The sequence below is a fragment of the Eisenbergiella tayi genome (assembly GCF_001881565.1).
In the GTDB taxonomy this organism is placed as follows: Bacteria; Bacillota; Clostridia; order Lachnospirales; family Lachnospiraceae; genus Eisenbergiella; species Eisenbergiella tayi.
This window is the reverse complement of sequence record NZ_MPDJ01000001.1, coordinates 1,762,169-1,781,593: the sequence shown is the minus strand read 5'-3', so window position 1 is coordinate 1,781,593 and position 19,425 is coordinate 1,762,169. Positions and strand designations below refer to the sequence as shown.

The window sequence follows — 19,425 nt, the reverse complement described above, 5'->3', positions numbered from 1 at the left end:
GGAAGTCTGTCCGTTATGACAGGTCTGCCCAGGTCATTTCCTGGGAGAGCGCCGCAGAGCGTATCGGGGAGCTTTTGGAGAGCGGCCAGTTTGCCTCCAATGTGGAGCTTGCAGAAGTGGCAGGCTATGAACGCTCCCTCCTTGCAGAAAAGCTCTGGTATCTGTATCACGATCTCAGTGAGGGTGCCAGAGAAGCCGGATATTTGTCCTGCCTGTCAGAGATCAAAGGCAATGGTTTCCCGGAGGAGACTCGCCGCCTGACGGAGCAGCTGAGTGACCCGGCTTTCCGCCAGACCCTCAAGGAAGAATACGCTGCCTTCTGGACTGCCTATCAGCAGGACCGTGATCTGTTGCGTTTTCACTATCACAGACCAAGGGAGATCTGGGAGAACCTGAAGGACCTTGACCTGCCCCGCAGGACCTTTTCTTCAGACCTTTCCCAAGTGCCAACCGTTCAGCACTTCATTACCGAGGATGAGATCGACGCCGCTATGACCGGCGGCAGCAGTTTCGCCGGAGGAAAAGGCCGTATCTATGCGTTCTTCATGGCAAACCATACGGATAAGGAGAAAGTGAGATTCCTCAAAGACGAGTATGGCATTGGCGGACGCTCTCATGCCCTGTCCGGCGCAACACACAGCGGCGAAGATCACGATGGGAAAGGACTGCACTATAAAAAGCAGGACTGCCCGGATGTTCACTTGAACTGGGAAAAGGTTGCCAAGCGCATTACCTCACTTGTCCAGAAAGGCCGCTATCTTACCGAACAGGAACAAGCGCAGTATGACAAGATCCAGGCTGAAAAGGATCTGGCAGAAGAAGATGCCATTCAAGCCCAGCAGCCGGAGATAGAGGAAGAAACGCCAAAGCCTACCCTTCGGGAGCAGTTTGAGCAGTATAAGCCTGTGGTGACTGCCGCTATTTCCGAGGATACCGCATACCGCAATGCCTGCGGTCATTTTGACCGTGAAAATGCTGTCATCGAGGGTAATGCCGCTGTGCGCCGTGCGGTTCTTGGCTCTAAGGATATGGAGCTGATCCGCCTTTATTCGGATGTGCCGGAGTTCCGCCAGCGTCTGCACCGGGAAGTGATCGACGAAACCTATCCAAAGCTCCATGAGCTTCTGCGCCCTCTTTCTCAGGAAGATATTGATACTGCCCTTTGTGCATGGAACGGCAATATTGAGAGTAAACACGCTGTCGTCCGCTATATGAAAGATCATGCAAGAGAGAAAGATACCGCTGCATGGCTGGCTCAGGAATACGGCGGCAGCAACAGCCTGTTCGTTGTCCGTGCCGGAAGCCCGGAGGAAACGCAGCTGCCCTGGCCGAAGGTACAGCGCCGAATCGCCCAGCTCATTCAGGAGGACCGGTTCTATACCGAAGAAGAACAGGACCGTTTTGACAATATCGACCCCATCGCCATCCGGGAAGCCCTGGAGGAAAGGGGCATCGTCAACGGCCAGGTGGCAGACTCGGAAAAACTGGACAATGACCCATTTATCCAACAGGTGATGTCAGATGCAGAGCAGATCGCAGCTGCCGAGGCAGAGCAGACTTCCGAGATTTCCATTTCCGATGAGGAATATGATGCCGTTCGCAGTCCAATTCCGCAAAGGACTTCCTATGACCCTGCCGCCCCGGTTTATGCTGTGGGCGATACCGTGTATATCGAGGATGACGCCTATCAGATCACCGAGCTGCGGGAGGACACCGTACAGCTTCTGCCCACCGGCATGGTATATCCCATCTATCGGGCAGAGCGCAAAGAACAGTTCGAGCAGTTGCTTCGGGCAGACCGCCGCAATGCTTACTATACCGAGCTTCTTCCCATTGACCCGGACAAGGCAGATCAGGACTTGCGGGATGTATTGTCCCATGGACTGATGGATGAAGCAGATAAAAAACAGGTTTCCACGCTGCTGCAATCCGGCAGGAGCAACAGTGAGATTGCCTACTGGCTGAGCAGAGCCTACCCTCATGAGATTGAGACCCTGAATCTGGAGACCGGCGATATTGCCGATTACCGTACCACGGCACAGGGCATGGAGCTGGAAGTCCTGGACGCAGAGGAAAAGCGTTTGGCTGTGCTGTATTTCCGCTGGGATGAAGTTGCGCCTTTGCTGCGCGGGATGTATGCCCGTCAGATGGATGGCTTTGGACAGGAACAGCCCCAACCGTCTGCCGAATCCCCGACCTTCCATTCCGAGACCGTGGCCGTCTATCCGGGCGATAAGAACAATCTGCCTTATGATGTGGTGGTGGAACGGCTGCATATCGAGGAGCCGGAGCCACCAGCCCCTGTGACTGAGTCGGAGAAACCCTTTGAGGAAGTGCTGGACGAACACCCGGTTTCCATTCAGGTCAATGGCCAGTGGCAGACCTTCCCCAATGCCAAAGCTGCCGAGGAAGCCTCCTATGAGGAATACAAGGCCAACCTGCGCCGCAATGCACAAAACTTCCGTATTACCGATGAGCATTTGGGCGAAGGCGGTCCGAAAGCCAAGTTCCAGGCAAATATCAATGCCATTCGTTTGCTGAAAGAGTTGGAAGCTGCCGGACAGCAGGCAAGCCCGGAACAACAGGAAGTCCTATCCCGCTATGTGGGCTGGGGCGGTCTTTCTGATGCCTTTGACCCGGAGAAACCGGCATGGGCTTCCGAGTATGCCCAGCTGAAAGAGCTGCTGACCCCGGAGGAATATGCCGCCGCCAGAAGCTCCACCCTCAACGCCCATTACACCAGCCCTACGGTCATTCAGGCCATCTATGAAGCGGTGGGCCGTATGGGATTTGAGACCGGAAATATTCTGGAGCCATCTATGGGTGTGGGCAATTTCTTCGGTATGCTGCCGGAGGAAATGCGAAACAGTCGTCTGTACGGTGTGGAGCTGGACCCGGTTTCCGGGCGCATTGCAAAGCAGCTCTATCCCAAGGCGGACATCACAGTAGGCGGCTTTGAGACCACCGATAGGCGTGACTTCTTTGACCTTGCCATCGGCAATGTACCTTTCGGTCAGTATCAGGTCAATGACAAAGCCTACAACAAGCTGAATTTCAGTATTCACAACTACTTTTTCGCCAAAGCACTGGACCAGGTGCGTCCCGGCGGCGTGGTGGCTTTTGTAACCTCCCGCTATACTATGGACGCCAAGGATTCCACCGTGCGCCGCTATCTTGCCCAGCGTGCCGAGCTGCTGGGGGCTATCCGTCTGCCGAATGACGCGTTCAAAAAGAATGCCGGTGCCGAGGTGGTATCAGACATCATCTTCCTCCAAAAGCGGGATCGCCCGCTGGACATCGTGCCGGAATGGACTCAAACCGGACAGACGCAGGACGGCTTTGCCATCAACCGCTATTTCCTGGACCACCCGGAAATGGTGCTGGGCCGACAGGAACCAGAAAGCACCGCCCATGGCATGGACTACACCGTGAATCCCATTGAGGGGCTGGAGCTTGCCGATCAGCTGCATGATGCCGTGAAGTACATTCGCGGCACTTACCAGGAGGCCGAGCTGCCGGAGCTGGGTGAGGGCGAAGCCATCGACACCTCCATTCCTGCCGACCCCAATGTGAAAAATTACTCCTACACCGTGGTGGACGGCGCTGTATATTTCCGTGAAAACAGCCGCATGGTGCGGCCTGACCTGAACGCCACCGCTGAGGCCCGTGTGAAAGGGCTGGTGGGTCTGCGGGAATGTGTCCAGCAGCTCATTGATCTGCAAATGGACGCCGCCACACCGGACAGTGCCATCCAGGACAAACAGACTGAACTGAACCGGCTCTATGACAGCTTTTCCGCAAAATATGGTCTTATCAATGACCGTGCGAACCGACTGGCCTTTGCCGATGATTCCAGCTACTATCTGCTCTGCGCGCTGGAAGTCATTGACGAGGACGGCAAGCTGGAGCGCAAGGCGGATATGTTCACCAAGCGGACCATCAAGCCCCATCAGGCAGTGGCTACTGTGGATACGGCAAGCGAAGCACTGGCGGTGTCCATCTCGGAAAAAGCCTGCGTAGATATGGGCTATATGAGCCAGCTTACCGGAAAAACAAAAGAAGAACTGGCGGGAGAACTGCAAAGTGTGATCTTCCGTGTGCCGGGACAGCTGGAACAGGACGGCACACCCCATTATGTGACTGCTGATGAATACCTTTCCGGCAATGTACGCCGCAAACTGCGTCAGGCTCAGCGGGCGGCACAGCAGGACCCTTCTTTTGCAGTCAATGTGGAAGCTCTTACCGCCGCCCAGCCCAAAGACCTGGATGCGTCGGAGATCGAGGTGCGTCTGGGCGCTACCTGGATTGACAAGGAATATATCCAGCAGTTTATGTATGAGACCTTTAATACCCCGTTTTATCTCCAACGCAGTATCGAGGTCAACTATTCGTCCTTTACCGCTGAATGGCAGATCAAGGGAAAATCTTCTGTATCCTACAACGATGTGGCAGCTTATACCACCTATGGGACCAGCCGCGCCAACGCCTACAAGATTCTGGAGGATTCCTTAAACCTGCGGGATGTCCGCATCTATGACACCATAGAGGACGCAGACGGAAAAGAGCGCCGCGTGCTGAATGCCAAGGAGACCACCCTGGCGGCTCAAAAACAGCAGGCGATCCGGGAAGCCTTTAGGGACTGGATCTGGAGAGACCCGGAGCGCCGCCAGACTTTGGTGAGCCAGTACAACGAGGAAATGAACGCTACCCGTCCCCGTGAATATGATGGCAGTCACATCACTTTTGGAGGCATGAACCCGGCCATTACCCTGCGGGAACACCAGAAAAGCGCCATTGCCCATGTGCTGTATGGAGGAAATACCCTGTTGGCACATGAAGTAGGCGCAGGCAAAACTTTTGAAATGGTAGCTGCTTCGATGGAAGCCAAACGCCTGGGACTGTGCCAGAAATCTCTCTTTGTGGTTCCAAACCATCTGACAGAGCAGTGGGCGTCGGAGTTTCTGCGTCTCTATCCTTCTGCCAACATCTTAGTCACCACCAAAAAGGACTTTGAGACCCATAACCGCAAGAAGTTCTGCGCCCGTATTGCGACCGGTGACTACGACGCCATCATCATGGGACACAGCCAGTTTGAGCGTATCCCCATCAGCCGGGAGCGTCAGGAACGGCTTCTCTATGAGCAGATCGACGAGATCACCGAGGGCATCGCAGAGGTGCAGGCCAGCGGCGGCGAGCGTTTTACCGTCAAGCAGCTGGAGCGTACCAGAAAGTCTCTGGAAGCCAGACTGGAAAAGCTGCAAGCCGAGGGGCGAAAAGACGATGTGGTAACTTTTGAGCAGCTGGGGGTGGACCGTTTATTTGTGGACGAGGCCCACAACTACAAAAACCTGTTTTTATACACAAAAATGCGAAATGTGGCTGGTCTTTCCACATCGGACGCGCAGAAATCCTCCGATATGTTTGCCAAGTGCCGCTATATGGACGAGATCACCGGAAATCGTGGTGTGATCTTTGCCACCGGCACCCCGGTCAGCAACTCCATGACCGAGCTTTACACCATGCAGCGTTATCTTCAGTATGAACGCCTGCAAGAGCTGAACATGACCCACTTCGACTGTTGGGCTTCCCGATTTGGGGAGACCGTCACAGCATTGGAGCTGGCACCGGAAGGCACCGGCTACCGGGCAAGAACGAGATTCAGCAAGTTCTTTAACCTGCCGGAGCTGATGAACCTGTTCAAAGAAGTGGCTGACATTAAGACTGCCGACCAGCTGAATCTGCCTACCCCGGAAGTGGAATACCACAACATCGTGGCGCAGCCTACCGAACATCAGCAGGAAATGGTCAAAGCTCTTTCGGAGCGTGCATCGCTGGTACACAGCGGAACTGTTGACCCGTCCCAGGATAACATGCTCAAGATTACCTCGGATGGCCGTAAGTTGGGGCTTGACCAGAGGATCGTCAACCAGATGCTGCCGGACGAACCTGGCACAAAGGTCAATCAGTGTGTGGACAACATCATGCAGATCTGGCGGGACGGCAAAGCTGACAAGCTGACCCAGCTGGTGTTCTGCGACATTTCTACACCACAGGCCAAAGCTCCTGCAAGCAAGGCGGCGAAAACGCTGGATAATCCACTGCTTCACGCATTGGAAGGCGCTGTGCCTCTGCCGGAACAGGAACCGACCTTTACGGTATATGACGATATTCGTCAGAAACTCATTGCTCAGGGGATGCCTGCCGACCAGATCGCTTTTATCCATGAAGCCAATACCGAAGTGCGGAAAAAGGAGCTGTTCTCTAAAGTCCGTACCGGTCAGGTTCGTGTCCTTTTGGGCAGCACCGCCAAGATGGGCGCAGGCACCAATGTGCAGGACCGTCTGGTGGCACTTCATGACCTGGACTGTCCGTGGAGACCGGGAGACCTTGCCCAGCGCAAGGGCCGTATCGAGCGCCAGGGTAACCAGAATCCTCTTGTCCATGTGTACCGCTATGTGACCGAAGGAACCTTTGACGCATACCTCTGGCAGACGGTGGAGAATAAGCAAAAATTCATTAGTCAGATCATGACTTCTAAATCGCCGGTACGCTCCTGCGATGATGTGGATGAAACCGCCCTCAGTTTTGCAGAGATCAAGGCTCTGTGTGCCGGAGATCCCCGCATCAAGGAGCGCATGGATTTGGATGTGGAGGTATCCCGCCTGAAGCTGATGAAAGCCGACCACCAGAGCAAGCAATATCGTCTGGAGGACCAGCTGCTCAAATACTTCCCGGAGGAGATTGAAAAGCACAAGGGCTTTATCAAGGGCTTTGAATCCGATCTGGAGGTTTTGGCAGCGCACCCGCACCCGGAGGACGGTTTTGCTGGTATGGAAATCCGTGGCGATCTGCTGACCGATAAGGAGAACGCCGGCGCAGCCCTTTTGGATGCCTGCAAGGAGGTTAAAACCTCCGATCCGGTGCAGATCGGCAACTACCGGGGGTATGCCATGTCCGTGGAATTTTCCGCTTGGAAACAGGAGTATACGCTCCTGCTGAAAGGACAGATGACCCACCGGGCAACCCTTGGTACAGACCCTCGCGGAAATCTTACCCGTATCGACAATGCCCTTGCTCAGATGCCCCAGCGTCTGGAGTCGGCAAAGGCACAGCTGGATAACCTCTGTCAGCAGCAAGCTGCGGCAAAGGAGGAAGTCGGAAAGCCATTCCTTTATGAAGAAGAACTGAGATGCAAAAACGCCCGTCTGGTGGAGCTGGATACCCTGCTCAACATCGACGGAAAGGGACAGGCACACACCGAGTCTGTTGTTGCCAAAAGTACACGGCCTTCGGTGCTGGATAACCTAAAACGCCCGGTGCAACCCCGCAGTACAGACAAGAAACCAAAACAGCATGAGGAGGTGCGATAACATGAATACTAACGATCTGAATACAGCCCTTTATGAAAAGATGGCTGCCGAACAGGACAAGTTCCGGGACTGGCTGAAAAGACAGCCCCCGGAAGAAATCCTGCACCACACCTATGAGTACACGGTTCGTGAGGACATTGTGATGGCGATGGAGGAACTGGAGCTGACTGATGCCCAGGCTCAGGCACTTTTGGAATCTCCCTCTCCGCTGGCGGATGTGTACCGCTATTTTGAAAAGTTGGAGACCGGTTATATGGATGTGATCCGGGACAGCATTGAGAACCGTGCCGATGATGTGTGCAGAGCCAAAGAGGAACTGCGAACAACACCGGTCTATCCCCATTCTGCCGCCTATGCGAGAGAACATGGGGAGTTGGAGCAGTACCGGGCTTCCAACAATGCAAATCTCCAATGCAAGGAGTCCATTGAAGCGGCGGTGCGGGAACACTTCGACGGAATGTATCTCAGTCACGATGCGGCAAAGGGTGTGATCGAGATCTATGGCATGGAGCGTGTGGCTATGGTTCTGGCTAACACCGTCCAGCTTCAGGACTGGGATGGGCGCTACTCCCGACGCAACAAAGAATGGGCTAAGACCATTCCCAACGATAATCCCGAAACTGTCCGTTGTGGTTATGCCTTAAACAGCCACCCTGCTGTGCTGGATGGCTTTATTGATCTGGTGCGTGTAGAACAGCAGCGCAGCCGTACTCAGGGAGAAAAACTGCAACCGTCCCGCCCCTCAGTACGGGATAAGCTCAAACAGGAGCTGCCTGCCCATAAGCCTGCCGCCCCGAAGAAACGGGAGCCGGAGCGATAACTATGGCAAAGCGTAAGCGGGATATGCAATTAAACTTTAGAGTTTCAGCGGAGGAGCTTGCTGTGATTGAGCAAAAAATGTCTCAGTTTGGAACCTCCAACCGTGAAGCCTATCTAAGAAAAATGGCGCTGGATGGGTATGTAGTCAAGCTGGAGCTGCCGGAGTTGAAGGAGCTTGTTTCCCTGATGCGCCGAAGCAGCAACAACTTAAACCAGCTGACCCGTAAAGTGCATGAGACTGGACGGGTTTATGATGCTGACTTGGAGGATATATCCCAGCGGCAGGAACAGTTATGGGAGGGCGTAGAGGAAATTCTTACCCAGCTTTCCAAACTTTTATAACAGGGATAGATACTCCATTTGCGGAGGGAGGAACGGCATTACTTCGCTGCTCCTCTCTCCGCTTTTTCTTTTTATCGGTATCCTTGTCTTTTGCCTGCCCATGCCGGATAATATGATTAGAAAAGATACCAAGAACGCTGCAAGGAGGAAATAACATGAAGATTTTGAAAGGGCTTTTGATGATTATAACTGCACCGGTCACTTTGGTGCTGACGCTTTTTGTCTGGCTCTGCACGGGGCTGATCTACATATCCGGTCTGGTGCTTGGTCTGCTCAGCACTGTAATTGCTCTGCTTGGCGTGGCTGTGCTTATTACCTATTCCCCGCAGAATGGTGTGATTTTGCTGGTTATGGCATTTTTGATTAGCCCGATGGGGCTGCCACTGGCTGCAATCTGGCTACTGGGCAAGGTGCAGAGTTTGAAATTTGCAATTCAGGAGTTGGTTTATGGATAAAAATACGCAAAACCATAAAAATGCCAGACACCGTCTGTTAAATTTGGGAAAAGGAATTTTATATCCACGACTTTACTTTTGAACTAATATTGAATATAATATTAGTACGAAAGGAAGTGACATGATGGGACAATTTGAACAGCTGGATCAGATGCTAACAGCACAAGAAGGAATGCTGCGAACATCGCAGGTCGTATCTTCGGGAATTTCAAAGCCGGTATTTTATGATTATGTGCGTTCACGAGATTTGGATAGAGTCGCACATGGGATTTATCTGTCCAAAGATTCCTGGGTGGATGCCATGTATCTGCTTCATTTGCGATTTGAACAAGCAGTATTTTCACATGAAACAGCTTTATTTTTTCACGATCTGACAGACCGTGAACCAATAGAATATACAGTTACGGTCAAAACTGGATGCAATCCAAGCAAAATGAAAGCAGAAGGCATTCAAGTTTTTACGATTAAAGCAGACTTACATGATGTAGGACTTACAACAGCGAAAACTCCGTTCGGGCATACTGTGCCGGTTTATGATATGGAGCGAACGATCTGTGATTTGCTCAGAAGCCGTAGCAGAATTGAAATTCAGACCTTTCAGGGAGCACTGAAAGCGTATGCCCGTAGAAAAGATAAGAACCTGCGAGCTTTAATGCAATATGCTGGGATGTTCAAGGTGGAAAAAATTTTACGACAGTATTTGGAGGTACTTTTATGATAAAAACAGCAAGGCAGCTTAAAGATTTAATACGAAACCTTTCCAGAGAAAAATCCGCAGATGCTCAGATTTTAATGAGGAACTACATGATGGAGCGTTTTTTGGAGCGTATTTCTCTTTCTGAGTATCGTGATAAGTTTATCTTGAAGGGTGGTATGTTGGTAGCGGCTATGGTTGGATTGGATGCCCGCTCTACGATGGATTTGGATGCAACCATAAAAGGAGCTAATGTTAATGTGGAGGATATTGAGAATCTAATTTCATCAATCGTAACTGTTCCGATTGATGATGGTGTTAAATTTCAGCTGAAAAGTATTTCGGAGATTATGGATGAAGCAGAGTATCCGGGGATTCGTGTCAGCATGAGTACAACATTCGATGGTGTAGTGACCCCTTTGAAAATTGATATTTCTACGGGAGATGCAATCACTCCAAGAGAGGTTCGGTATTCATTCAAACTTATGCTGGAAGATCGCTCCATTGATATTTGGGCTTATAATTTAGAAACTGTGCTGGCAGAAAAACTGGAAACCATTATTACCAGAACCACAACCAATACCCGCATGAGAGATTTCTACGATATTTACATTTTAGAACAGCTGCATGGAACCACGCTGAACCCGAAAATTTTACATGATGCGCTTCTGGCAACTGCTCATAAACGGGGATCGGAGAAGTATCTTAACCAGGCTGAAGAAGTTTTTGACGAAGTGGAAAATGATTCGGTTATGCAAAAACTTTGGGAGGCATACCGTAAAAAGTTTTCTTATGCTTCTGATTTGGAATGGGATGTGATTATGAAAGCAATTCGCAGGTTATATGTTCTTTGCGAGAAGGGCATCAGCTTATGAAAAAGCATGGACACTATTGTAAAGTTTGTGGTGAATACAAAGCCAACGAAAAATTTTCAGGCAAAGGTCATGCATCCCACATTTGTAAATCCTGTGCTTCGCTACCAGCAGAAACGCAGGCTGAACTGATGACACTGAATCGTCTTTTGAATCTTCCATGGAGGCTATCGAAAGAGCAGTTGTCCTGGCTGAAAAATCGACTAAAGGATAGGCGGCCTGATGTCCGTGCATTGGCGCAAGAGCAATATGAAATGAGATTTCCACCAAGACACTTAGAAGATGATGAGTTCAATTTTTTCGATGAAGAAAGTTCTATAGAATAGTGAAAGCGGTCTGCTATGGCAGGCCGTTTTCTTTTCGGGAAGGAGGTCTGACCTATGGCAACCACGAGAATCATGCCGCTTCATGTCGGCAAGGGCCGCACAGAAAGTCGGGCGATCAGTGACATCATCGACTATGTGGCCAACCCAAAGAAAACAGATGACGGCAGACTCATTACCGGCTATGCGTGTGACAGCCGGACTGTGGATGCGGAGTTCCTTCTGGCAAAGCGGCAGTACATTGCCGCTACCGGACGAGTGCGCGGCGCGGATGATGTGATCGCCTATCATGTGCGCCAGTCGTTCCGCCCCGGTGAGATCACTCCGGAAGAAGCGAACCGGCTGGGTGTGGAATTTGCCAAGCGTTTTACCAAGGGCAATCATGCCTTTGTGGTCTGCACTCATATAGACAAATCGCACATTCATAATCACATTATCTGGTCATCGGTCAGCTTAGAATATGACCGGAAATTCCGAAACTTTTGGGGCAGCACCAAGGCAGTCCGACAGTTAAGTGACACCATCTGCATCGAAAACGGACTGTCCATTGTGGAGAATCCGAAACCTCACGGAAAGAGCTATAACAAATGGCTGGGCGATCAGGCAAAGCCCTCTCACCGAGAGCTGCTGCGTGTAGCGATTGACAACGCATTATCACAAAGTCCTGCTAATTTTGAGGAGCTGCTGAGGCTGCTGCAAGAGTCCGGCTGTGAGGTATCAAAGCGCGGGAAATCGTATCGCCTGAAGCTCCCCGGTTGGGAGAAAGCCGCCCGAATGGACAGCCTGGGCGAAGGATATGGATTAGATGATTTGCAGGCGGTTCTCTCCGGGAAGAAAGCGCATACCCCACGAAAGAAAATAGTTACACAGGCAGAGACGCAGAAGGTCAATCTGCTGGTGGACATTCAGGCAAAATTGCAGGCAGGAAAAGGTGCTGGCTATGCTCGATGGGCTAAGGTTTTCAATCTGAAACAAATGGCACAGACCATGAATTACCTGTCAGAGAATAACCTGTTGGAGTATGCGATTTTAGAAGAAAAGGCTGCGGCTGCCACGGCACATCACAATGAGCTTTCGGCGCAGATCAAAGCGGCTGAAAAGCGCATGGCAGAGATTGCTGTTCTGCGTACTCACATTGTAAATTATGCCAAGACCCGTGAGGTCTATGTGGCATACCGCAAGGCCGGCTACTCTAAGAAATTCCGGGAAGAACATGAGGAAGAAATTCTGCTCCACCAGGCTGCCAAGAATGCCTTTGATGAAATGGGAGTCAAGAAGCTGCCTAAGGTCAAAGAGTTGCAGACGGAGTATGCGAAATTGCTGGAAGAAAAGAAAAAGACCTATGCCGAGTACCGGCGTTCTCGTGAGGAAATGCGGGAGCTTTTAACTGCAAAGGCCAATGTGGATCGGGTGCTGAAAATGGAGGTAGAACAGGATGTTGAAAAAGAAAAAGACCACGGCCAGCGATAAGCTGGTCCTGGTCAAAAGCGTTCGCAGAACGCGCAGCCACAGAATGAAATTCTGTGTTCAAAGGGGCTTGGGGGCACTGCCCTCAACAAGCAGTTTGTGGCGAAATGGATAGCCACAAGCATTGCTTGCCACAATATGCTGCGCATAAAATGAAAAACTAACGACGGGACGCTTACTGCCTCCTATCGTTAGTTTTCTGTGTTTAAGCGACTTATAAAACCAATCAGCATAATCAAATCGTCATCTGACATCTTTCTCATTCCGTCCAAAGCCTTCTTGATAAGCTGAGGGTTATTTTCCTGTGCATCAAAAAATTGAAGCGGTGTGATTTCAAAATACTCACAGATGTTGAGGAACTGCTTCATAGACGGCATAGAACGCCCAGAGGAAATCGCCTGAATATAGCTTCTGTTCTGCCCTAACTCCATGCTCATCTGATATTCTGAAACACCTTTTTTCAATCGCAATTCTGTGATCCGATTGCGGATAAATTCTTCGTCCATACGCTCACCTCTCTGCTCTTTTAGCATAGCAGAAAGCAATTCTTGATACTTCGTATGTATTGTGTTATAATTTTATAATACAACCTTTATACGCATTATTATTTGCGTTATTTTTGCTTTATATGCGTAATCAAGGCAGTTATCAAGGGTGATTTATATGAATCAGTATGCCTGCGCCATTACCGGCCACCGACCAACAAGATTTTGCTTTGGATATAATGAGGAAGATCCCCTATGCCAAAAATTAAAAGAATGTCTCCTGGAGCAGTTTCGGATACTTCATGACGAGAAATTTGTCCGTACTTTTTTTGTCGGCGGTGCTCTTGGTGTGGATATGTGGGCTGGAGAACAGCTGCTGACATTGAGGGCACAAACGGGATACGAAGATATTAAAATTGTCGTTGTAGTTCCCTTCATCGGTTATGACTCTAAATGGCCGGATCAGAGTAGACATAGATTGAAAAAGCTGATCCAAAACGCAAACGATTCCATTGTTATTTCACATTCTGCGGATGTTTCCAGTTATAAAAAAAGGAATTACTATATGGTCGATCATGCAGAGTACCTTATCGGTGTGTTTGATAATCAGAAAAAGCTGCGCTCAGGTACATCACAGACAGTCAACTATGCCTTGCATCAGGGAAAAGTAATCACTCTGATCCATCCAGACACTATGGAGATAACAGCCCCTGCGCCTTAACAAATTCACAAAAATTTTTCATTAGCATTTCCAACAAAATATTTTCATTGAAGGGGTGCTGTGATATAATAAGATATAAAACTACGCTCAGAACAAATGGTGCCGCTATGAACAAATATATTGGACAGCAATTTGCTGCTTTAAGATACGAAAAAAATATTTTGGTTGTTGAAGAAACTACATCTGCTGGTGGATGCGGCTCCTTCAACGCGGCTTCTTCATGTCCTGCGTCAGCCTGTCTTTATGACAGTGCGGCGTGGGGCTTTTTTATTGTTTGAAAAGAGTATGAAAAGAGAAATACCAGCAGGTATTTGCGTGAGGAGGAAGTAGAATGAACAGTGAACAGATCACAGCATTTTTGCAAGAGCATTGGTACATTGCCTCGGTGCTCATCGGGGCCGTGATTTTAATTGGGGCGATCCGCAACTGGAACTGGCTCTGCGACCCCACTGGTACGCGGGATGCCCACCGCCACAGCAGAGGATACCGGCGGGTGGTGTTCTTCCTGCTGGGCGTCCTTTTGATCGTGGTGAGCATCTGGGGATTTGTGCTGAAATTGAAATAAGAGGTATATCTATGAAACTGAATTGTAAACGCATTGATTTTACATATACACCCGGTGAGGAAATCTTCAACTTTCCCGAGGAATCGGGACTACCCTTTATCTTCGATGTAGAGGAAGAACTGACCGGCGATCCTGCTGTCATGGATGCGGTGGGAGAAATGCTGGATGAGGCGGAGAAATTGGCGGAGAAGGCCAAAGCCGCCATCAAAGCGGCGCTGGCAGACGAGGACAGCCGCTACCATAGCGTTGTGACATTTTTCATGGAGTTCCATCGGGACGATGTAGGCCCGGATATTGTGGCGGAACTTTTTCCGGGAACCGACCCAGCCAAACTGTCCTTTGCTGAGATGGTTGACTTTTTGAAGCTCAAGCGGTTCGGCAGTCTGGTGGATAGCGAGATGAACCAGCAAGTTTTCATTCTGGATCTGTCCTTTAACCCGGAGATTACCGACGAACTGATGGTAATCTACTTTGATTTGAACAAGGAGATTTTCTGTATCACACATGAGAGCTGAGCGTGACTGACATACACGAGGAAAGGAGCAATCCCTATGAAAGCATTTGACCCCAATTACAAGCTGCTGGACGAGATGTATCAGGACGATTACTATCCTGCTTTTCTGGTGGACAAGGTAAAGGACGAGCTTCAGAAGGTCATCGCCCTGCTGGAGAGTGGCGAAACCGACACCGAAGTGGTGCAGGAAACGCTGGACGAGGCGGTCTGCGGCATCAATGATCTCCAGGAGGAGTTTGACGAGAACGACAGCGAGATCGAAACGGTGGCGCGGGAATGTATTGCGGCAACCGTGGCCTACATTCTGGAGTGGTTTGGCATCCCCATTGACACCGAGGAGGCCATCCGGGAACGGGACTGGTGAACCCTATGGCAGAAAAAGAACTGGCCCTTTGTGATGAGTGCGGAAGCCTGTTTTTCAAAGGCTCCTCACAGATGATGGGGCTGTGCCAGAATGTGCCCATGTTCTCTATGGCTACCCGAATTGTGACCATCATTTTCAGGATGGCCGGTGTGTGAACTGCTATTGGGACGGCTCAAAGAGTGTGTACATCAAGAAGCAGAATCAACAGGAGGAAACTGATATGCCTACAACTGAATGGCTGAACAAATACGAAGCAATCAAGGATAAATTGACCTGTAAAGATGACTTGGAGGCCCATTTCACAGAGAAAGTGATTGGGAACATGGCGGTGGATGTGCTGGACATCGGCACCGTCCATTTCCCCACCGGGCAGATTTTCGCCTGTGATCCGCTGGTGGAACTGGAGGACACTCTGCCGTTCCTTCAAACGATCCCCGCCGGAACTTATCCCGTAAAAATCTGCGTGGTGCCCAGCGAACAATACGGCGACCGCTACGCCTGCGTCAAGGTAGAGGTCAACCAGGAAAAACCTGTCCGCTATGAGCTGGGCATGGTGGGCAACGAGGATCTGGACGAGGAACTGGGCGAGGACGAGTATTTTGGCTTTGGCGTAGACGCCGGGATGGGCTGCGTTGCGGACATCCAGACCCAGGCGGCCTTCAAGGCATACTGGGCCAAGCGGCTGGAGGAGGACCCTGACATTGACCCCTATAACAACCTGTTCTGCGACTTGCTGGAGGAAAACGCCAAAGCTCACCCCAAATATCAGGGGGACTGCGGCGACTGGCTCAACTGGACAGTGCCGGACACGGACTGCAACCTGCCCATCTTTGCCTCTGGCTGGGGTGACGGCTACTATCCCGTCTACTTTGGGTATGACGCAAAGGGCGAAGTCTGCGCCGTGTATGTGCGGTTCATCGACATTGAAGCCAGTTATCAAGAACAGGATTAAAAATGTGACAGAACAAAGGAGAACACTATGAAAGACCTTTGCCAATACGGAAACCGACCGGAGGACGAATGGGAAATCTTGCCCTGGATACCTGACCCGCGCCCGCCCTTCAAAATTTGGGTGAAGCTGGAGCAGATCGCGCCATTCTTTCTCATTCCCCACCACCCCTATGCAATCTCCCTTCTGCTGAAAATCAGCGATGGGTTTCGGGCAGAAGAATTCTGCCGGCTGGGACTGACCGGCAGCAGCGGAGACTGGGAACGGCTGGTCCGGGGCGTGATCCGGGAGTTTGAGGAAAATAACAGCGGCGTGGATCTGTTTCACTTCGACTCCGACGAAGATGTGTTCTGCGTGTACTCCCAATACATCGACGATTTGATGCTACTGTCCAAAATGATCCGGGCGGCCTGTGACAATGAAAAAACGATGGGGACTTATCTGGGTATAGGTGAGGTGGAAGATGAGAAATAAGGAGCAGGAGATGGCATGGCGAAAAGTAATAGAAGCCTGCATGGAGGATGTGAAACACCACTTCGATGACATCCAGCAGGCCATTGAGTTTGGCTGCTACATCCAGCCGGACAACTACTTTGTGTCCTACATCTTTGCCACGGACTCGCAATTAGAGACGGCGCGGCAGAGCGGCCTGACGGAACAGATCAATTCCTATCACAGAGAGCAGCTGATAAAGAGTCATTACCCCATTGAGGGAATCAAGGACTGCACCTTTGCCTCACAGGAGGAATGTGACCGGGAATTTGGCGGGAATTGGTATTACTATTTCAAATGATACGATGAAGGGATCGAGATGATCGAGTACATCAAGCTCTTTTGGGCGGGCGCACCAGAGGGTGAACCATCGGTCATCCTCTATGAAGTGGATACCGAAAATGAGCGGCTGGCCCTCCGCTCCATTGACATCTTTGCGGATGGCCGCACCCGCAACATCCCTGACCTTTACGACGGTGTCATCGAGATCACGCCGATCCCCACCGTGGAGGAATTGAACGCCCATGTCTGGGGCGAGGAATTCCACGCCTGCATCATAGAGCAGGCGGAATTTGAGGCCATCTGGGAAACTCACACCTATGATGGAGCGTTAAAGTAGCCAGGAGGAGACACTATGAACAAACCTATAAAAGCCAAAAATCTGCCGTTGTTCTCCATCATTGACCTGAACCAGCTGCGCCGGGAAAACCATCTGGAGGGCACAGAAGTGACAGACTTTTTCACGGAAAGGGATGGAAAAGTCTATCTTCTCATGGAACAGCCGTCCGAAACACAGGGTAAGGACTGGCTCAGCACTCCTTCCACCTATACCGCAGTGGAAATCCAGCTGGATTGGGCGGAACAGCGGGTGCTGGAAACGACGCTGTTTCCTCTTGGCCTCTTGAAGTTCCAGTTCCATTATTTGCGGCCCGCAGGTGACCACTTCCTCCTGCTGGGGGCAAGATGCGCCTATCGGGAAAACGGCCCCGACCAGAACGCCTGGATCGTCAGCCGGGACGGAGCTGTGCTGTCCCGTTTCTGCCTGGGGGATGGCATTCAAGACTGTGTGGTAAAAAAAGATGGCACCATCATTACCAGCTACTTTGACGAAGGTGTATTTGGTAATTACGGTTGGGATGAACCTCTGGGTGCTTGCGGTCTGATTGCATGGACATCGGAGGGAACTCCTCTCTGGAAGAATGAGAACTATTCCATCTATGACTGCTACGCCATCAGCCTGGACGAAGAAGAAAACCTGTGGTTTTATTATTACGATGAATTCCGGCTGGTGCGGACGAACTTCAAAGAGGACTTTGTATTTGAACTGCCAATCGAAGGAAGCGGAGCTTTTTCTGTTGCCCCGTCCGGCAATACCTTCCTGTTTCAAGGCGGATACCAGCAACGGGATAAATTCTACTTCCTTACCGCTCATGGTGATCACCTTGGGAAAAAACAGGAGGCTATTCCCACCTGTGACGGAAACAAGGTCGCTGTGGAGCAGTGCAGCCTGCTTCGCAGCCGGATGTTGTTCCTTGGAAAAGATGGTGTGCTCTATGGAGGTATTTGGGGGAGCGATGGCCAATGAAACAGTCTGATATTTATACCGAGGCTCTGACCTGTCTGCGCTCCATCCTTCTGGCAGACCATCCAGAGTTCCAAAACTGGATCGACTGGTTGGAGCGGGACATTCAGGACTGGAACCAGCGGCGGGAGGTTGCCCACCATCTTCGGGCATACGGAGGTATGGGCTCGTTCAACGACCTGCCCAGTATGCGTGGAAATCACGACTATATTTTCGACTTTCTCAAGTCCGTGTGCTATGCCTTCGGCCATCTTTATGGCAAACGGGAAGGCATTTCTCCGGAGGCATTGATGGAGGAGTGCCTGCACGATGTAGAGCAGGCAGCCTATCACCCCCATAAGGCACTGAACCAAGCCATTGCCCAGCACTTGATGCAGGGCGATTTACAGGAAAACCTGGATAGGCTGTAGGAGGACTTGTTATGAACAAAAGACTATTCCGCACCCAATTCAATCAAATGGAAAACATCGAGAAGCAGGTGCTGATGGAGAGCCTGGCTGCCCGTTATGATATGACCTTTCTCGGTCTACATACTTTTGACCGCTGGGGCCAGAGCTGCACCACCGGCATCTTCAAGAAAGATGGTCGGGAGTTCGTCTTTGTCCCCGGCGATACCGTCACCCTGGGCTGGGAGCAGTTTGCCGTGGGACTGAATCAGGAGAGCTGGGAGGAATTGGAGTATCTGTTCCGGGAATGGGAAATGGAGCGGGACCCGGAGGAGATGATTCGGGAAAGCATGGCTCCTGTTCGGCAGGTGGCCATTGGACCCATGCTGGTGGGCCGGGAGCTGGAGGAAATTAACTGGGAGCCAGTCAAACTGGAGGACCCACGACTGCGCTCGGAATGGTTGGAAGATTTTCGCCAATTCGCTTTGACCGACAGGGACAGTCTTACTCTGGCAGGTCGTGCCCGTTTCGAACGGGATAGTGACAGCTGGCAGGTCAGCCTCTATCACGAGGTGGACTATCTGGACTTTCAAAACCGGCTGCAAAAACAGGGCTTCTCCCTGCCCACGGCGGACGAGTGGGCCTACTTGTGTGGCGGCGAGTGCCGGACCCTGTTCCCATGGGGAGATGGGTTAGACTACTCCATGCGTCTGCGCTGGTTTGAGGATATGGATGAGGATGAGAACCGGCCTTATGACATGGAGGAACCCAACTTCTTCGGCCTGTCTATCGCCTACGATCCCTATATGCGGGAAGTGGTGCAGGCTGATAGACTTACCACCTGCGGCGGTGACGGCGGGTGCAATATCTGCGGCGGGCTGGGCCCATTTCTCGGTTTCCTACCCTGTTCGCCCCACTGTAAGCCGGAAGTGCAGGAGGACAAGGAACTAAACGGAGATTATGACTTCTACCGGCCCATTATCCGGGTGGAGAACCATGATTGACAATAGAAGCTTGATACGAAA

22 protein-coding genes are annotated in these 19,425 nt (G+C 51.1%); 21 read left to right on the top strand and 1 reads right to left on the bottom strand.

What is annotated here, in order from left to right; all coding sequences use genetic code 11:
* Positions 1 to 74 precede the first annotated feature (74 nt).
* From BLA28_RS07610 to BLA28_RS07575, 8 genes are all read left to right on the top strand, one after another.
* Positions 75 to 7,370 (top strand): SNF2-related protein, encoded by a 7,296-nt coding sequence (locus BLA28_RS07610; protein WP_330393270.1) that lies wholly within the window; start codon positions 75 to 77, stop codon positions 7,368 to 7,370.
* A gap of 1 nt (position 7,371) precedes the next feature.
* Positions 7,372 to 8,190, top strand: a complete 819-nt coding sequence (locus tag BLA28_RS07605; RefSeq protein WP_050005928.1) for a DUF3849 domain-containing protein — start codon at positions 7,372 to 7,374, stop codon at positions 8,188 to 8,190.
* Between the two features lie 2 nt (positions 8,191 to 8,192).
* Positions 8,193 to 8,531, top strand: coding sequence for a plasmid mobilization protein (locus tag BLA28_RS07600; protein WP_006773030.1), 339 nt, complete (start codon positions 8,193 to 8,195; stop codon positions 8,529 to 8,531).
* Between the two features lie 155 nt (positions 8,532 to 8,686).
* On the top strand, positions 8,687 to 8,986 hold the full coding sequence (locus BLA28_RS07595; RefSeq protein WP_071698956.1) for a CD1845 family protein: 300 nt from the start codon (positions 8,687 to 8,689) through the stop codon (positions 8,984 to 8,986).
* A gap of 124 nt (positions 8,987 to 9,110) precedes the next feature.
* Positions 9,111 to 9,704 (top strand): type IV toxin-antitoxin system AbiEi family antitoxin domain-containing protein, encoded by a 594-nt coding sequence (locus BLA28_RS07590; RefSeq protein ID WP_425516120.1) that lies wholly within the window; start codon positions 9,111 to 9,113, stop codon positions 9,702 to 9,704.
* Positions 9,701 to 10,555 (top strand): nucleotidyl transferase AbiEii/AbiGii toxin family protein, encoded by an 855-nt coding sequence (locus tag BLA28_RS07585; protein ID WP_002595844.1) that lies wholly within the window; start codon positions 9,701 to 9,703, stop codon positions 10,553 to 10,555. The genes BLA28_RS07590 and BLA28_RS07585 overlap by 4 nt, the downstream gene beginning before the upstream one ends.
* Positions 10,552 to 10,878 carry a hypothetical protein gene (locus tag BLA28_RS07580; RefSeq protein ID WP_071698955.1) on the top strand — a complete coding sequence of 109 codons (327 nt, stop codon included), beginning with the start codon at positions 10,552 to 10,554 and terminating at the stop codon, positions 10,876 to 10,878. The genes BLA28_RS07585 and BLA28_RS07580 overlap by 4 nt, the downstream gene beginning before the upstream one ends.
* Positions 10,879 to 10,932: 54 nt before the next feature.
* Positions 10,933 to 12,345: a relaxase/mobilization nuclease domain-containing protein gene (locus BLA28_RS07575; protein WP_071698954.1), complete on the top strand. Its 1,413-nt coding sequence runs from the start codon at positions 10,933 to 10,935 to the stop codon at positions 12,343 to 12,345.
* Between the two features lie 188 nt (positions 12,346 to 12,533).
* On the opposite strand, the gene BLA28_RS07570 is transcribed toward BLA28_RS07575, so the two are convergent.
* Positions 12,534 to 12,848 (bottom strand): helix-turn-helix domain-containing protein, encoded by a 315-nt coding sequence (locus BLA28_RS07570; RefSeq protein WP_002576937.1) that lies wholly within the window; start codon positions 12,846 to 12,848, stop codon positions 12,534 to 12,536.
* A gap of 157 nt (positions 12,849 to 13,005) precedes the next feature.
* Here BLA28_RS07570 and BLA28_RS07565 point away from each other — a divergent pair, with 157 nt between their 5' ends.
* From BLA28_RS07565 to BLA28_RS07515, 13 genes are all read left to right on the top strand, one after another.
* Positions 13,006 to 13,548 (top strand): SLOG family protein, encoded by a 543-nt coding sequence (locus BLA28_RS07565; protein WP_002588984.1) that lies wholly within the window; start codon positions 13,006 to 13,008, stop codon positions 13,546 to 13,548.
* 107 nt (positions 13,549 to 13,655) lie between these two features.
* Positions 13,656 to 13,826, top strand: a complete 171-nt coding sequence (locus BLA28_RS33680; protein ID WP_166434156.1) for a hypothetical protein — start codon at positions 13,656 to 13,658, stop codon at positions 13,824 to 13,826.
* Between the two features lie 53 nt (positions 13,827 to 13,879).
* Positions 13,880 to 14,113: an immunity 17 family protein gene (locus BLA28_RS07560; protein ID WP_002576934.1), complete on the top strand. Its 234-nt coding sequence runs from the start codon at positions 13,880 to 13,882 to the stop codon at positions 14,111 to 14,113.
* An 11-nt stretch (positions 14,114 to 14,124) separates the two neighbouring features.
* Entirely contained in the window at positions 14,125 to 14,628 is a 504-nt protein-coding gene (locus tag BLA28_RS07555) for a DUF2004 domain-containing protein (RefSeq protein WP_002588985.1), read from the top strand.
* A 36-nt stretch (positions 14,629 to 14,664) separates the two neighbouring features.
* Entirely contained in the window at positions 14,665 to 14,991 is a 327-nt protein-coding gene (locus tag BLA28_RS07550) for a DUF5713 family protein (RefSeq protein ID WP_002588986.1), read from the top strand.
* A 5-nt stretch (positions 14,992 to 14,996) separates the two neighbouring features.
* The gene (locus BLA28_RS33675) at positions 14,997 to 15,146 is read left to right on the top strand and encodes a hypothetical protein (protein WP_006059601.1); all 150 of its coding nucleotides are present in this window, start codon (positions 14,997 to 14,999) and stop codon (positions 15,144 to 15,146) included.
* 65 nt (positions 15,147 to 15,211) lie between these two features.
* On the top strand, positions 15,212 to 15,943 hold the full coding sequence (locus tag BLA28_RS07545; protein WP_007862369.1) for a DUF4241 domain-containing protein: 732 nt from the start codon (positions 15,212 to 15,214) through the stop codon (positions 15,941 to 15,943).
* Between the two features lie 27 nt (positions 15,944 to 15,970).
* Positions 15,971 to 16,414 carry an Imm51 family immunity protein gene (locus BLA28_RS07540; protein ID WP_002588988.1) on the top strand — a complete coding sequence of 148 codons (444 nt, stop codon included), beginning with the start codon at positions 15,971 to 15,973 and terminating at the stop codon, positions 16,412 to 16,414.
* Positions 16,415 to 16,424: 10 nt separating this feature from the next.
* Positions 16,425 to 16,733: a hypothetical protein gene (locus BLA28_RS07535; RefSeq protein ID WP_007862366.1), complete on the top strand. Its 309-nt coding sequence runs from the start codon at positions 16,425 to 16,427 to the stop codon at positions 16,731 to 16,733.
* Between the two features lie 18 nt (positions 16,734 to 16,751).
* Complete coding sequence (locus BLA28_RS07530; RefSeq protein ID WP_002588990.1) at positions 16,752 to 17,051, top strand: DUF6881 domain-containing protein; 300 nt, start codon at positions 16,752 to 16,754, stop codon at positions 17,049 to 17,051.
* 15 nt (positions 17,052 to 17,066) lie between these two features.
* Positions 17,067 to 18,017 (top strand): hypothetical protein, encoded by a 951-nt coding sequence (locus BLA28_RS07525; RefSeq protein WP_002588991.1) that lies wholly within the window; start codon positions 17,067 to 17,069, stop codon positions 18,015 to 18,017.
* Complete coding sequence (locus BLA28_RS07520) at positions 18,014 to 18,424, top strand: DUF6966 domain-containing protein (RefSeq protein WP_002588992.1); 411 nt, start codon at positions 18,014 to 18,016, stop codon at positions 18,422 to 18,424. The genes BLA28_RS07525 and BLA28_RS07520 overlap by 4 nt, the downstream gene beginning before the upstream one ends.
* Before the next feature lie 233 nt (positions 18,425 to 18,657).
* A complete protein-coding gene (locus tag BLA28_RS07515; protein WP_242880231.1) occupies positions 18,658 to 19,404 on the top strand; it encodes a formylglycine-generating enzyme family protein in 747 nt (248 codons plus the stop codon).
* The last annotated feature ends 21 nt before the right edge of the window (positions 19,405 to 19,425 follow it).

What these genes read in the sequence shown, in the direction of transcription:
- BLA28_RS07605 (WP_050005928.1), top strand. Translation starts at nt 7,372, where the DNA reads ATGAATACTAACGATCTGAATACAGCCCTTTATGAAAAGATGGCTGCC.
- BLA28_RS07600 (WP_006773030.1), top strand. Translation starts at nt 8,193, where the DNA reads ATGGCAAAGCGTAAGCGGGATATGCAATTAAACTTTAGAGTTTCAGCG.
- BLA28_RS07595 (WP_071698956.1), top strand. Translation starts at nt 8,687, where the DNA reads ATGAAGATTTTGAAAGGGCTTTTGATGATTATAACTGCACCGGTCACT.
- BLA28_RS07590 (WP_425516120.1), top strand. Translation starts at nt 9,111, where the DNA reads ATGGGACAATTTGAACAGCTGGATCAGATGCTAACAGCACAAGAAGGA.
- BLA28_RS07585 (WP_002595844.1), top strand. Translation starts at nt 9,701, where the DNA reads ATGATAAAAACAGCAAGGCAGCTTAAAGATTTAATACGAAACCTTTCC.
- BLA28_RS07580 (WP_071698955.1), top strand. Translation starts at nt 10,552, where the DNA reads ATGAAAAAGCATGGACACTATTGTAAAGTTTGTGGTGAATACAAAGCC.
- BLA28_RS07575 (WP_071698954.1), top strand. Translation starts at nt 10,933, where the DNA reads ATGGCAACCACGAGAATCATGCCGCTTCATGTCGGCAAGGGCCGCACA.
- BLA28_RS07570 (WP_002576937.1), bottom strand. Translation starts at nt 12,848, where the DNA reads ATGGACGAAGAATTTATCCGCAATCGGATCACAGAATTGCGATTGAAA.
- BLA28_RS07565 (WP_002588984.1), top strand. Translation starts at nt 13,006, where the DNA reads ATGAATCAGTATGCCTGCGCCATTACCGGCCACCGACCAACAAGATTT.
- BLA28_RS33680 (WP_166434156.1), top strand. Translation starts at nt 13,656, where the DNA reads ATGAACAAATATATTGGACAGCAATTTGCTGCTTTAAGATACGAAAAA.
- BLA28_RS07560 (WP_002576934.1), top strand. Translation starts at nt 13,880, where the DNA reads ATGAACAGTGAACAGATCACAGCATTTTTGCAAGAGCATTGGTACATT.
- BLA28_RS07555 (WP_002588985.1), top strand. Translation starts at nt 14,125, where the DNA reads ATGAAACTGAATTGTAAACGCATTGATTTTACATATACACCCGGTGAG.
- BLA28_RS07550 (WP_002588986.1), top strand. Translation starts at nt 14,665, where the DNA reads ATGAAAGCATTTGACCCCAATTACAAGCTGCTGGACGAGATGTATCAG.
- BLA28_RS33675 (WP_006059601.1), top strand. Translation starts at nt 14,997, where the DNA reads ATGGCAGAAAAAGAACTGGCCCTTTGTGATGAGTGCGGAAGCCTGTTT.
- BLA28_RS07545 (WP_007862369.1), top strand. Translation starts at nt 15,212, where the DNA reads ATGCCTACAACTGAATGGCTGAACAAATACGAAGCAATCAAGGATAAA.
- BLA28_RS07540 (WP_002588988.1), top strand. Translation starts at nt 15,971, where the DNA reads ATGAAAGACCTTTGCCAATACGGAAACCGACCGGAGGACGAATGGGAA.
- BLA28_RS07535 (WP_007862366.1), top strand. Translation starts at nt 16,425, where the DNA reads ATGGCATGGCGAAAAGTAATAGAAGCCTGCATGGAGGATGTGAAACAC.
- BLA28_RS07530 (WP_002588990.1), top strand. Translation starts at nt 16,752, where the DNA reads ATGATCGAGTACATCAAGCTCTTTTGGGCGGGCGCACCAGAGGGTGAA.
- BLA28_RS07525 (WP_002588991.1), top strand. Translation starts at nt 17,067, where the DNA reads ATGAACAAACCTATAAAAGCCAAAAATCTGCCGTTGTTCTCCATCATT.
- BLA28_RS07520 (WP_002588992.1), top strand. Translation starts at nt 18,014, where the DNA reads ATGAAACAGTCTGATATTTATACCGAGGCTCTGACCTGTCTGCGCTCC.